Raw genomic sequence first — 13,211 nt, forward strand, 5'->3', positions numbered from 1 at the left:
AATACGAGACAAGGTTCACTCATTACCGCCCATGCTGGGTAAATTTTAACAGTGACAACTATCCTGCCAGAGGGGGGTAGTGTGGAGGATATTGAAGAGGCAGAATCTAGTATTTGCCCCCAATTTGCCCCCTAAATACAAAGGGGAAATCTAAGGCACTGTTATTAATCAGGTTTTACCTACAGTCGCACGAGTCGAGCATGGGTGCAACGGAAAGTCGGTTACTAGCGTATTTACTGGTTTTATTAGTGTTTGTCATGATTCAGTCTCAATTAATACTGTACAAACATACAGTGAATTACCTAGAATTAAACGGAATTACTTCCTGTAGTACCCCTCAAGTACCCCTTTAGGAGTTGGACAATGGCAAGTTATACCATCGAGACCAGAAAGCTAAAAAGCGGTGAACCAAGGTTCAAGGTAACAATCATCGTTAAAAAGAATTCGCGCATTATACACAGGGAAAGCAAAACTCTAAAAAAGAAAGCACTCGCTAAAGCTTTCGGTAAAAAAAGGGTAGCTGAACTAGAAGCTCAAGGGGTACTCAATCAGCCAAAAACAGTCCCCCTTTCGGTACTCCTCGATTTGTTCATGGCTGAACGTGATCTCTGGGACAATACAGGTCGCACAAAACGCTACGTTATTAAAATGCTTAGGGATTGCGACATCGCCCAAGTTGAGAGTAATCAGCTACGAACTAGCGACTTAATCGAGCACTGTAAAAATAGAAGAGGCGCAGGAGCCAAACCCGCAACGATTTATCATGATATTGCTTACCTACGTTCTGTAATGAAAAAGTCTAAGCCTGTCTTCAACATCGACACCAATCACCAGATATTTGATGAAGCGGTGCCTGTTCTGATTGATATGGGATTAGTTGGTAAAAGTCAGAAACGAACACGCCGCCCTACTTCTGAAGAACTGAAACTCTTAAAGCTTGGATTAGAGCAACGCGAGTCTTTTAGGCCAAACGGCACAACTCGAATTCCATTCACCGACATACTTGAATTTAGCATTCTTACTTGTATGCGGATTGGTGAAGTCTGCAAGTTGCGTTGGGAAGACCTGAACCAAGAACATAAAACGATACTCGTTAGAGATAGAAAAGACCCAAGGAAGAAAGAAGGTAATCATATGATTGTGCCGTTGCTTGGCGATTCATTTGAGATCGCACTGAAACAACCAGACAAAGGCGAACTCATTTTCCCGTACAACTCACGAAGTGTTAGTGCAGGCTTTCAGCGAGTAAGGAACGAATTGGGTATTGAAGACTTGAGGTATCACGACTTGCGAAGAGAGGGAGCAAGTCGGTTGTTTGAAAAGGGCTACTCAATTGAAGATGTTGCCCAAGTCACAGGGCATAGAAACTTGAACATTTTATGGCAAGTTTACACACAATTATTTCCGCATAAATTGCACAAAAAGGTTTAGCTCTAATTATTAACTTTACCTCCAGGCATTTACTAACTCACTTCCCCAAATAGCTATAGATATGGAATAACAAGGCCTGCTCTATAAAGCATAGGGCAGGCCTGTGTTCTTAATGAACTTAAAAATATCAGGCTATAGCTTGAACTAATGTTTGAGGATATCGAGATTCCCCCTCTGCCGCTTTTCTTATCCAAGCTTCACCAAGTGAGCAGGAGAGCTGACTTTCACTTAGCTTAGAGAAATTTTCAGCAATCTTAGCAGCTTCATTAGCATCTTCATCTTTAATCGCTACTGAATAAAGACAACTTGAAAATACTCTTTGAAGCATAATTATAGCTGTATGTCCTCTACATATCATTTCACAAGTATCGATTGTTGAGAACTTGGTTATAGATAACCACTTTTCATATAAAGTAAGGAACTCTTCGTAAATATTACTTCCTATAGACCGCATCTTCGTTGGATCTATCTGTAAGTTTTCATCGGTGTACTGAAAAGCTTCCCATGGTATGACTCCTATAGGAAATGTGGCCTTCCCCAAATCACGAGCAGCTAGACTTATAGCTGCAACAACCTGATATGCAGATGCTAAAACTCGTTCAAAGTCAGCTAGAGCATCATGTTTATATTCAGATGAACACAGATAACTATAAGCATCCTGAAGAACCATACTATTAATAAAATAGTTCTCCATACTGTGGCCACTCGTAAAACACAGGTTATCAATGAGAGAGTTATGAGAAAGTTGATCCTCGATACTACTGTCTATATGAAAATGCTCAAACTCTCTATCTGCTAAGTAATATAAGTTGCTGTATGCCTTTTTCCCTCGACATACATCATGAATAACGTCAATTTTTTTTCTGTTGTTTTTAGCCGTTTGTTGACAGTTGCCTTTAATCTGCTCAGCGGTATCAATTCTTACCTTACTTCTTCCTAGCTTATGTAAAAGGTTCGAAATATGAGTTCTGTCATCTCGCCCTTCAACTAAAAGACGAGTCTTTGAACTCATTTTCACTTGAGCAATATATTGTGGTATGTCAAAAGTTATCTTACTACTGTTCATAAATAATCTTCATCAAAGTCAAAATCAATCTCTTCAAGCAACTCTTGATCATCTGAAAAGATAGGGACAACTTCGATCATTCTTTCATCAAAGTCCGCTGCTATGGCCGGAGAGTGCGTACAAACTATTATTTGACGACTACCTAGCTGCTCGATCATCTTTGAAAGTAAGTCTTCCTGCCAATCTATGTGTAGTGATAATTCAGGCTCATCAATAAGAACAGCAGAGTTACCGCTCATCTTATTTACAGCGTATAACATGGTTAGCAACTGTCTTTCGCCAGAAGACAAAACCCTAATGCTACTCCACGAACTATCCGGAAATTCAAGTCCTACGCGTGGCATTCTTCGGTCTGAATCCAGCTTATAGTTTATAGCTTTATTATCTAAAAATGAGTTTACAACTTCTAAGTATTTATCAATTTCCTTAAATGCATTTTCCTTAAACTCTTTCCTATCTTTTAATGCATCCCTATAAACAGCTAACGCTCCTGCTGTTGTTTCTTTTGATGTTCTATCTTGAGAATTATCTAAGCCATTCATCACAACTCTTTGTAACTCATCATAAGCATTATTTGACTCTTCAACCGCAGTAGGTCTGATACTTTGAGATGATTCGATTGAAAGGTGCGCTATCTCTTGCAAAATTTCAGAGGAGTTGAGGTCTTGGGGCGGCTTTTTCTCAAGAAGAGCTGAAAACACTTTAACAAAAGAGTTACTAAAAATTGAACTTTCATTTCTAGCTATTGCTAACTGAGCATCCCGTATTTCTCTGCGAAGGTTCACTTCAATTTCTGTCGGAGTAGGGAAGTTAATCTCAGGTAAAAATGAGCCAAAGACATTTCGAGAAAATGTCGTAGCATTTCGCATAGACATTATTTTTTTACCTGAAATCGGACGAGAATCTTGGTTATCTCTTTGAGATGCCCACGCCTCTAACATAGTTCTAAAAGCAGGGAAATATGCTGTACCGATAATAGGAATATCAGTCAGAGACAAATATTCTTCTAGCTTTTCATATCTTGGAGGCTCAATGGGGTGCATTCGGTTGGCATAACTTCTTTCATTATCAGTATATTCTATAGCATCATGAATATTAAATTGGAACTCGCCCCCATTTGGTGCCTTTATAAACGTCACTCTATCCTTCTGAGTGATGGTTAGAACTCTGCCATCTAAATATGTCACCGTTATGGATTTAAAATCTAAGAACGCAAAACGAATAAAATCACGGTTCGCTATATTCGCAATTATGTGTAATAACGTAGACTTACCAGTACCGTTCTGTCCGTGAAGTACATTTAAACCTTCTTTAAGTTCAATATTGAGATTATACCTTTGATGTATACCTTCTAAACTTACCTTTTTAAAACCTATATCGCTCATAAATTCAAACCTAGCTTAAAGCTTGCAGTAATGTGGGAAATAAAATTCCCCTATATCATACAGCATGATGTGACACTTAACGCCTATCAGGTCATATTTTTATGTATCACAAAAATAAAGAATCAATCAGCTTGGGCTTTTATTCTCAAGCCGAGTCAAACGCTCATCCATCTTTTCCATCATTAAGCGCAGCCACTTAACATCCGTTTTGAGAGTAATGCCTACCCCCACCCCACTAGACAAAGCACTAACAACGGCAACAATTATTGTTTGATATTCTGCCATTTACTTGAACTCATTGCGTAGGGTTTCCCATAGGCCAAATACTATTGGAGCACTTGCGCCAATAATGCCACCGAATTGAACACCGTCAGCCGATATGCTCGCGGTGATAAGTTCAGGGTGAGCAGATACCAACGCCGCTCCCGCGCCAAGTAACGCTAAACCCTTTTTAGTCGATGGTTGTTCAAGGTCGATGCCGATTTTTTCTAGGGTGTGTTGATCTTTCGCGGCTAAAATTCGTTCGAGATGAAAGCGTTTTAATCGCGGCGAGGAGAAGTAGCCTAGTCATTCTAAGCCAATCCTCCTCAACAAAGAGTAAAACGCTTTTAGCCGAACCCTTCAGGCTGCGTTTGCTGGTCATTTCTACGGTGTTGTCGGCTTTTCATGTCGGCCAGCGACACATCAAAACCTATGCCTTGTAGAAATACCCCGCAACTCGCTGCAAAAACAGCTCAAAAGCTCAACACGGCCTAAGAGCATTTAAAGTTTTTGACTTGGTTGCTAATTTCGCTTGAAATTCTGTAAATAGATTTAGACTGAACCTCTGTCGTTTCTATTTCTCTTTCCATCGCCAATGCAGTGTCGTTAACGGATTGAATATTTTTGCTAACTTCGTTGGTTACAACTTTTTGCTCACTAGCTGCGCTAGATATTTGCATCGACATATCAGAAATTTGATCTATTTTGATTGTGATATCTTCCAAGGCCAGTGTCGCTTGGGTTGCTTCTTTTACGCTGCTCATAGTCAAATGTTCGCTTTGCACCATAGACTCAACGGCAGTAATACTGCTTGCTTGTAGGCGTTCAATCATGTCCCTAATTTCGTTAGTTGAGCTACGCGTTCTTTGCGATAAAACTCTGACCTCATCCGCTACAACTGCAAAGCCACGACCTTGCTCCCCCGCTCTTGCTGCTTCAATAGCAGCGTTAAGTGCGAGTAAGTTTGTTTGCTCTGCGATGTCAGTGATAGTTGATACGATGGATTTGATCTCTAGCGCGTTGTCTTCAACTTCTTTGATTCGTTGAGTACTATTTTGAATGTGTTCAGAAAGGTTCGATATTGAGTCTTGGTTAGCCTTAATGATTTGCTTACCTACATTGCAACTCTCTGATGATAATTGTGCAGCGTTAGCGGCAAGTTCCGCGTTATTAGCAACCTCCACTGCTGTATGTGCCATCTCTTGTACTGCTACTGTAATAAGTGATAACTCGTGAGTTTGAGTTCCTATTGACTCTATGGAGTTGCTAGCTACTCTATTACTGACTTGAGCTTCTGCGTTTAGTTGCTCACTAGAAGTGTTAATACTCTGTACGATACTTTGAAGCTTGCCAATGAAATCATTCAAGCTTTGGCTAAGCATTCCAATCTCATCAAGCTGTTTTACTGGCAGTTTTTTGGTTAGATCGCAATTCCCCTTAGAAAGAGATTGGATCATCCCATTGAGTTCTGAGAATGGTTTGAATGATGAGTAAATGAAATACTTAAACACTAAAATTAAAAATGTAAGGGAAAGAGCTTTGATCAAAATATCTAGTTTTATGTCGCTGTAAACACTCTCAAAATATTGGCTCTTGTCGATGTAGCTTACAAAGTACCAGTTTGTGTTTTCAATTTTACTCGCTGAAAAAATATAAGGTGAACCTGATATTGCCACCTCATGAAATGTGTTTTCTAGTGCCATGCCTTGAATCAAATTGGAGTTTAGTTCACTCGATAGAGAGCTTATATCTTTAAGGATTAAGCCGCTGTCATTGTGCGCAATGATTGAACCATCTTCTCCCATGATTAAAGCCGTAACGTTTGGAGTGTTTATGTTAACGATGTCGGCTGTTACGTCATTGATTTTTAGATCTAAACCAATAACGCCAACTCTATCTAAGATTGATATAGGCGAGGCGACAGTCACAACTAAGCTGCCTGTAGCTGAGTCAAGGTATGGCATTGTAATAATACTGCTTAGATTGCTTCTTGCCTGTTTGAACCAATCTCTAGTTCTGGCATCGAAGTCACTAGGTAAGTTGACTTCTTTGCTAGTAGTAAAATCACCGTTATCTAGAGCTATGTATGCTAAATCTGCTGTAGTCGCGCCTTGGATAAACTTTGTCACTGACTTAATGTCTTGCCCGTTATTTAGCTGCTCAGTTGTTGATTCAAGAACTATTTTGAATGAGTTTATCCATGTCTGAGTAGCCTTGGATAACGATTTATTTAATGTAGAGCTTACCTCATACGCTGATTCACTTCGTTTCTGTAAAGATGATGTGGCGCTCCAATATGACTCGACAATGTTAGTGATAAGTAACAAGGACGTAATGAAGAGAAAAAGCTTCTGTGTTAACGAAATTTGTTTCAATTTTAAACCTTTTGATTGAGTTCCAGAGTGTACAGAGGGCAGGCTCCTATGCGCTCTCTTTAGAGTAGCCGATTTTATATAGTATCATTTTGAATGGTGCGATTGCAGATAATAAGTGCGACATTCATGAAGCCGAAGTTGTTTTGTAGCGAGGTTTAGACATAGGGCTGCGAGAGAGTGAACGTAGTAGATCAGATCGTAGGCTCTGGATTGAGTTCCATTGAATTACGCAACAAAGCCTCTCAATATTCGTCTAGATTAATCCAGTCACTGTGAACGATAAAGGTCGCTATGATTGTGGCCTTTTACTCGCTATCCCCTTAATCAAAACGCTCGAAAAACCCCAACAAAAACAAGGTTGAATTTTATTTATCGCTATGCGCGGTTGGAGCTATCTCAACGTGCTCTACCAACATTACCTCACACTTTTGTATAAACCTATTCACCAGATCTCTAATTCAGCCTCATTAATCAGTTATACCTTGAGTCACACGGTCATTTTGAGTTACCTTGTCTTATTCAAAGTCGTAGGTCACAATACGCTCTGTACCTGACTTTAATAGAAATAGTTGGTCCCCAAAACGTAGTAACCTAGAAATAGGGTTTGAATAGGGATGGCCGATTGAATGGTGAAAAATTTGGACCACACATTAATAGAGCAAGTTGAAGGCATATGCGCATCGCGAGGCGTTCGATTGACGCCTCAGAGAAAGCGCGTGTTTGAGCTCATTCTCTCTAATAAAAAAGCCTCCAGTGCTTATGAGTTGTTAGAGCAGTTGAAAGTCAGTGAACCACAAGCCAAACCACCTACGGTTTATCGCGCTTTAGATTTCTTGTTAGAACAAGGTTTCATTCACCGAGTTGAGTCAACCAATAGCTTTATATGCTGCTGCTCTTGCAATGCCAACAAACATTTTTCCCAGCTACTGATCTGCGATAAGTGTGGCACTGTGATCGAGCTACAAGACGAGACGCTGGTGACCCTACTTGCGAATAACGCCGAGAAGCATGGCTTTCAGTTGACCAATCATGTCATTGAATCACATGGCACTTGCCAAGCTTGCTCCTCAGGGATGAAAGAATAAGGTTATAGAAGAACATTATGCGCGCTGAATTTGTAAACCCGTTTTTAGCATCTTTGATGAACGTTCTAAAAACGATGGCTTCCCTGGAATTGAAGCCACAAAAACCAAGAGTAAAAAAAGACGAAATTGCTCGTGGTGATGTATCGGGCCTGATCGGCATGGTCGGCACACAATCTCGTGGCTCAATGTCGATCACCTTTGATGAAGCCCTTGCCCTAGAAATCATGGAAAACATGCTCGGCGAGCGACCAAATGGCTTAAATGAAGAAGTAACCGACATGGTCGGTGAAATCACCAACATGGTCACCGGTGGCGCCAAACGCATTCTGGCTGAAAGCGGCTTTGACTTCGATATGGCCACGCCTATCGTGGTTTCAGGTAAAGGTCACACCATTCGTCACAAGTGTGAAGGTGCGATCATCATCATGCCTTTCAGCTCTCAATGGGGTAATGCCTTCATCGAGATCTGTTTCGAATAGCGGCAGCAAAGATTTAAAAGGCTGATGCTGATATTTAAGAGGCTGACTGATTGGTCAGTCTTTTTGATGGTTCTTTACTGATTAGCTGCAATTTAGCGGTTTCTGTCTATTACTCGACAGATACAAAAACTACTCGACAGATACAAAAACGCCAACCCGAAAGTTGGCGTTTTTTTTGTTGCTATCAATCCAATTAAGCTTTCAACGCTTTAAATGCATTGATAAGACCGTTGGTTGAGCTGTCATGAGACGTTACTTGAGCATCGTCAGCAAGCTCTGGCAGGATTTGGTTTGCGAGTTGCTTACCAAGTTCTACGCCCCATTGGTCGAAACTAAAGATGTTCCAGATAACGCCTTGAACAAAGATCTTGTGCTCGTACATCGCGATGAGGTTACCCAGAGAGCGCGGGGTGATTTGCTTAACAAGAATTGAGTTAGTTGGACGGTTACCTTCAAACACTTTGAAAGGTACGAGTTCAGCCACTTCTTCAGCCGTTTTGCCAGCCGCTAGGAATTCAGCTTCTACCGTTTCTTTTGTCTTACCGAAAGCAAGTGCTTCAGTTTGAGCAAAGAAGTTAGACATCAGCTTCTGGTGGTGATCAGAGGCTGGGTTGTGGCTGATTGCAGGAGCAATAAAGTCTGATGGGATCAGCTTAGTGCCTTGGTGAATCAGTTGGTAGAAAGCGTGCTGGCCGTTTGTACCTGGTTCACCCCAGATGATAGGACCTGTTTGGTACTCTACCGGATTACCTTCACGGTCTACAAACTTACCGTTTGACTCCATGTTGCCTTGCTGGAAGTACGCAGCGAAACGGTGCATGTATTGATCGTAAGGTAGAATCGCTTCCGACTCAGCGCCGTGGAAGTTGTTGTACCAAATACCGATAAGCGCAAGGATAACTGGGATGTTGCTTTCAAATTCAGTTGAAGCGAAGTGGTTATCCATCTCGTGCGCGCCATCAAGCAGTTCAACGAAGTTATCGAAACCAATCGCAAGCGAAATAGAAAGACCGATCGCCGACCATAGTGAGTAACGACCGCCTACCCAATCCCAGAATTCGAACATGTTGTCGGTATCAATACCAAACTCAGCCACCGCTGTTGCATTGGTTGACAGTGCCGCGAAGTGTTTTGCAACGTGTGCGCTGTCACCTGCTTCAGCCAAGAACCAATCACGTGCAGAGTGCGCGTTGGTCATGGTTTCTTGAGTGGTAAATGTTTTAGATGCCACTAAGAATAGCGTTGTTTCTGGATTCAGAGGCTTAAGTGTCTCAACAATGTGAGTACCATCTACGTTCGAAACAAAGTGCATGTTTAGACGAGTTTTGTATGGCGTTAGCGCTTCAGTCACCATGTATGGGCCAAGGTCCGAACCACCGATACCGATGTTAACGACATCCGTGATCTCTTTACCTGTGTAACCTTTCCACTCACCCGAAACGATGCGGTGTGTGAACAGCTCCATTTTTGCGAGTACAGCGTTAACGGCTGGCATTACGTCTTTGCCGTCAACCATTACTGGCTGATCGCTACGATTGCGCAGTGCAGTGTGAAGTACAGAACGACCTTCAGTCTTGTTGATTGCATCACCACCGAACATGGTTTCAATTGCAGACTTAACTTCAGTCTCTTTCGCAAGAGCAAATAGGTGCTGCATAGTTTCAGCATCGATAAGGTTCTTAGAGTAATCCACTAAGATGTCAGAACCGAAACGAGTAGAAAAGCTCTCGAAACGCTTTGCATCTTGAGCAAACAGCTGTTTCATATCCATATCTTGAGCGGACTCAAAATGTTCGGTTAGCGCTTTCCACGCCTGTGTATGTGTTGGGTTGATATTTTTCAACATTGGTATCTATCTCGAAGTTATTGTAGGTTTTACTCTAAACACCACTCATGTGATGAATAGAGCCCCCGATTAGGCAAAAGTTTTTATTTTTCTGTGATGACCAGACCGCATCATCACTGAAAGATTCTTTGTAATTATTTTTCACAACGTATTATGCCGAATATGCAGAGCGGCACCTTGAGATACATCAGGATTCGATTTCCTGATTAAAAAATCAGTGCTGACTTTCGCTCTAACATAACTGAACATAAGCAAAACCAGATACATTCAGGTTCAAAAGATAGCGTTAAACGACTTTTTTTCCAAGCACATTATTATAAAGGCTGCGTATGTGGATTCAGAAGACTATACACCTAAAAGCAAGAAAACGTGGGTTTCATCTCATTGATGATGAAATTAAACAACATATCGATAACATCAATTCTTTATCTGTTGGTTTATTACACTTATTTATCCAGCATACTTCCGCGAGCCTAACACTCAACGAAAATGCCGATCCCACGGTGCGTAGCGATATGGAATCGCACTTCAATCAGTTTGTGCCTGAACGAGCGCCCTACTATAAACACACCTATGAGGGCGACGATGATATGCCCGCCCACATTAAAGCCTCGACACTGGGTAGCAGTGTGACAATCCCAATCAGCAATGGGCGGTTAGCTTTAGGTACATGGCAGGGCATTTACTTAGGTGAGCATAGAGAGTGTGCTGGAAGCCGTACTGTGATTGCGACTATTCAAGGTGAGTGATCCTCAGTAGCAAGTGCTCTGAATAAACATAATGATCGGCCATCAAAAAGGGTGATACTTTTCATGCCACCCTTTAACGATAAGAGAGAGTTGAGCGGTTACCGCCAAATGGATAAGGTTACCACCCAATGAACAAGGTTACCGCCAAACTAGAAAGGTTGGTTTATCATGACCCTAAAGGTCCCTTCATCCGCGCCTTGTGCTAACTCTGCCCGAACAACAATTCCTTCCACTTGGAAACGCACCGCGCCACCTAGGCTCCATTTCATATCGGAATGCAGTGTTTTAATGTCGTACTCTTCAGCAACCCGCCCGACTTCAGCAAAAGCGACCCATTGCCACCAAGGCAAATCGTAGTAATTGATCAGAGGAATATCACCCAGTGGCTGCCAGTTTGGAGTCACTCGATACTCAGCGGAATAATGAATCGCTGAACGACTATGAAAGCGCCCACCGATATAACTTCGTAAACGATACAAACCACCCAATCGAGCTTGCTCGGTTTCTGGTGGTCGAGCGCAATCTTGCCCTGAGCAGTTATCCCAGGTTGGCGTATCGGCAGTATAGAAATCGAATGCCACGACTTGTTGGTCAAACACCTCGCCGAGCGGGCCTAACGCGAAGTACTGACTATTTTGGAAAGTCCATTTGAGCCACAAATCATCGTTAGACCAACTTTCTGCGCCTGTGGTGAACTCAAGATTGGTATGCGAGCCCTTGGTTGGATTGCGCGTACTATCGCGGTTATCCCAATCCAACGCTAAGCTAAAACCGGTCGCTTTCTCGTCATTGTTTAAATCTTTTAGCTCACGAGACGTATAGAAAGGGGTAAACAGAATCGAGCTGACCCCGGATTCAACGGGCGAAGCAAAGCTGACATCTTTAACTGACTGAAATGCGCCTAGCAAACCATGTTTTGCCACATTGCCCCAAGGGAGCAGGTACTTAAATTCAAATTGATAGTTTTGCTCTAAGCCATCGGTAATGGTTTTATTGTCGCTCGAAGAGTCATTATAACCTTGATCGCCTAGGTAATAAGGGTTGTCGTTGAAACGCGCTTGGTACATCTGAGTGCTGAACAAAACGTTCTCAGACAGTGCATAATTGAAGGCGGAGAGAAAACCGACATAGCTGTCTTTGTCGGAATAGAGTGCCATACCAAACAGCGCCGCTTGAGGTTGCCAAACGCCCTTAACAACACCCGCTACGCCAAAGGTATTACCCATGGTTTCAGTGGCAAAATAGAAAGGAAGGAAAGCGGAATCTTTCTCTTTTCTTGGAGCTTTCTCTTTCTTTGCTACACCGCTATCCTTTACCGCACCGTCTTCGCTCACTAAATCGTCAGCCCCTGCGGCATGAGTGTCACTCAGAGCATAGGAAGAAAAGCCGACACTGAGCAGTGCCATTGTTGAGGTTAACCAAGATAGCATCCTTTGCTTGATCATCTTTATCTAACATACTCCATCGTAACGCGCGAAGTCAGCTTCGTCACCAGCTCGTAAGCAATTGTGCCAATGTGCTTCGCGACCTCCTCTGAGGGTAAATCTTTCCCCCAAAGTGTCGCTTCATCACCGACTTTATCCGTGGCATCCGGCCCTAAATCGACCGTTAGCATATCCATAGAGACGCGACCGGCAATCGGAGCCTTACGGCCATTAACTAACACAGGTGTTCCATTAGGAGCCATGCGCGGGTAGCCATCACCGTAACCAATTGCAATCACCCCGACCTTGGTGTCGCGCTCGCTGGTCCAGTTACCGCCATAACCCACGCTTTCGCCGGCTTTCAAATCGCGAACGGCAATCAGGTGAGAAGTCAGTGTCATCACAGGTAAAAAGCCAAGCTCTTGAGCGGATTTATCGACAAATGGAGAAACGCCGTAAGCGATGATCCCAGGGCGCACCCAATCTAGGTGGCTGTCAGGCCAAGCTAATAGACCTGCAGAGGCGGCAAGCGAACGCTCGCCTTCACAGCCATCAGTTAACGATAAGAAGAGTTCAGTCTGCTCTGTCGTGGTCGTTCTATCTAACTCATCAGCACAACCGAAGTGGCTCATGTAACGTAGAGGTTTGGCAACATTGGCACAGCGGTGTAAACGCTCAACAAAATGTTGATATTGCTCAGGACGAACGCCTAAGCGATGCATGCCACTGTCGATTTTTAGCCAGACCACGACGGGTGTGTCTAAATCGGCATTCTCTAGCGCGCTCAATTGCTCTTCGCAATGCACCACGGTTTGAATGTTGTTGGTTACCAATATCGGCAGATCACCTGATGAGTAAAAACCCTCAAGCAATAAAATAGGTTGGACAATACCACCCGCACGCAGCTGTAAGGCTTCTTCAATCCGAGCTACGCCAAAAGCATCGGAGTTTTTGGAGTACTTAGCGATATCCAGTAACCCATGCCCGTAGCCGTTGGCTTTGACAACCGACATGACTTTACAGTGTGGAGCCTTCGACTTGATTTGACCAAGATTGTATTCAAGCGCATTTAAATCAATGCTCGCCGTCGCGGCCTTCATGTAGGTCATT

At 42.8% G+C, this 13,211-nt stretch carries 12 protein-coding genes; 4 read left to right on the top strand and 8 right to left on the bottom strand.

Features of this window, described 5'->3' with window-relative positions; translation table 11 throughout:
- The first annotated feature begins 363 nt into the window (after positions 1-363).
- Positions 364-1,431, top strand: a complete 1,068-nt coding sequence (locus Q1A70_RS11410) for a site-specific integrase (RefSeq protein WP_299691020.1) — start codon at positions 364-366, stop codon at positions 1,429-1,431.
- A 127-nt stretch (positions 1,432-1,558) separates the two neighbouring features.
- Here the strand turns inward: Q1A70_RS11410 and Q1A70_RS11415 are convergent, their stop codons facing one another.
- From Q1A70_RS11415 to Q1A70_RS11435, 5 genes are all read right to left on the bottom strand, one after another.
- On the bottom strand, positions 1,559-2,497 hold the full coding sequence (locus Q1A70_RS11415; protein ID WP_299691023.1) for a DUF4435 domain-containing protein: 939 nt from the start codon (positions 2,495-2,497) through the stop codon (positions 1,559-1,561).
- Positions 2,494-3,882 carry an AAA family ATPase gene (locus tag Q1A70_RS11420; protein WP_123539525.1) on the bottom strand — a complete coding sequence of 463 codons (1,389 nt, stop codon included), beginning with the start codon at positions 3,880-3,882 and terminating at the stop codon, positions 2,494-2,496. Before Q1A70_RS11420 ends, Q1A70_RS11415 begins: the two co-directional genes overlap by 4 nt.
- A 126-nt stretch (positions 3,883-4,008) precedes the next feature.
- A complete protein-coding gene (locus Q1A70_RS11425; protein WP_184999410.1) occupies positions 4,009-4,167 on the bottom strand; it encodes a hypothetical protein in 159 nt (52 codons plus the stop codon).
- Positions 4,168-4,359 (bottom strand): hypothetical protein, encoded by a 192-nt coding sequence (locus tag Q1A70_RS11430; RefSeq protein ID WP_363318253.1) that lies wholly within the window; start codon positions 4,357-4,359, stop codon positions 4,168-4,170. It abuts the gene before it with no gap.
- Positions 4,360-4,634: 275 nt separating this feature from the next.
- Positions 4,635-6,518: a methyl-accepting chemotaxis protein gene (locus Q1A70_RS11435; protein WP_299691039.1), complete on the bottom strand. Its 1,884-nt coding sequence runs from the start codon at positions 6,516-6,518 to the stop codon at positions 4,635-4,637.
- A 626-nt stretch (positions 6,519-7,144) separates the two neighbouring features.
- On the opposite strand from Q1A70_RS11435, the gene zur reads away from it, so the two are divergent.
- Entirely contained in the window at positions 7,145-7,603 is a 459-nt protein-coding gene (gene zur, locus Q1A70_RS11440; protein WP_299691042.1) for a zinc uptake transcriptional repressor Zur, read from the top strand.
- Positions 7,604-7,620: 17 nt separating this feature from the next.
- The gene (locus Q1A70_RS11445; RefSeq protein ID WP_299691045.1) at positions 7,621-8,082 is read left to right on the top strand and encodes a chemotaxis protein CheX; all 462 of its coding nucleotides are present in this window, start codon (positions 7,621-7,623) and stop codon (positions 8,080-8,082) included.
- 193 nt (positions 8,083-8,275) lie between these two features.
- Here the strand turns inward: Q1A70_RS11445 and pgi are convergent, their stop codons facing one another.
- Positions 8,276-9,928, bottom strand: a complete 1,653-nt coding sequence (gene pgi, locus Q1A70_RS11450; protein WP_299691048.1) for a glucose-6-phosphate isomerase — start codon at positions 9,926-9,928, stop codon at positions 8,276-8,278.
- A 329-nt stretch (positions 9,929-10,257) separates the two neighbouring features.
- Between pgi and Q1A70_RS11455 the strand changes: the two genes are divergently transcribed.
- Positions 10,258-10,677, top strand: a complete 420-nt coding sequence (locus Q1A70_RS11455) for a secondary thiamine-phosphate synthase enzyme YjbQ (protein ID WP_299691051.1) — start codon at positions 10,258-10,260, stop codon at positions 10,675-10,677.
- A gap of 149 nt (positions 10,678-10,826) precedes the next feature.
- Here the strand turns inward: Q1A70_RS11455 and Q1A70_RS11460 are convergent, their stop codons facing one another.
- Together Q1A70_RS11460 and alr are read right to left on the bottom strand one after the other, a co-directional pair.
- Complete coding sequence (locus Q1A70_RS11460; RefSeq protein WP_299691054.1) at positions 10,827-12,122, bottom strand: hypothetical protein; 1,296 nt, start codon at positions 12,120-12,122, stop codon at positions 10,827-10,829.
- A 2-nt stretch (positions 12,123-12,124) separates the two neighbouring features.
- Complete coding sequence (gene alr / locus Q1A70_RS11465) at positions 12,125-13,210, bottom strand: alanine racemase (RefSeq protein ID WP_299691057.1); 1,086 nt, start codon at positions 13,208-13,210, stop codon at positions 12,125-12,127.
- Position 13,211: the final 1 nt, after the last annotated feature.

The sequence above is a fragment of the uncultured Vibrio sp. genome, from assembly GCF_947488985.1.
Taxonomy (GTDB): Bacteria; Pseudomonadota; Gammaproteobacteria; order Enterobacterales; family Vibrionaceae; genus Vibrio.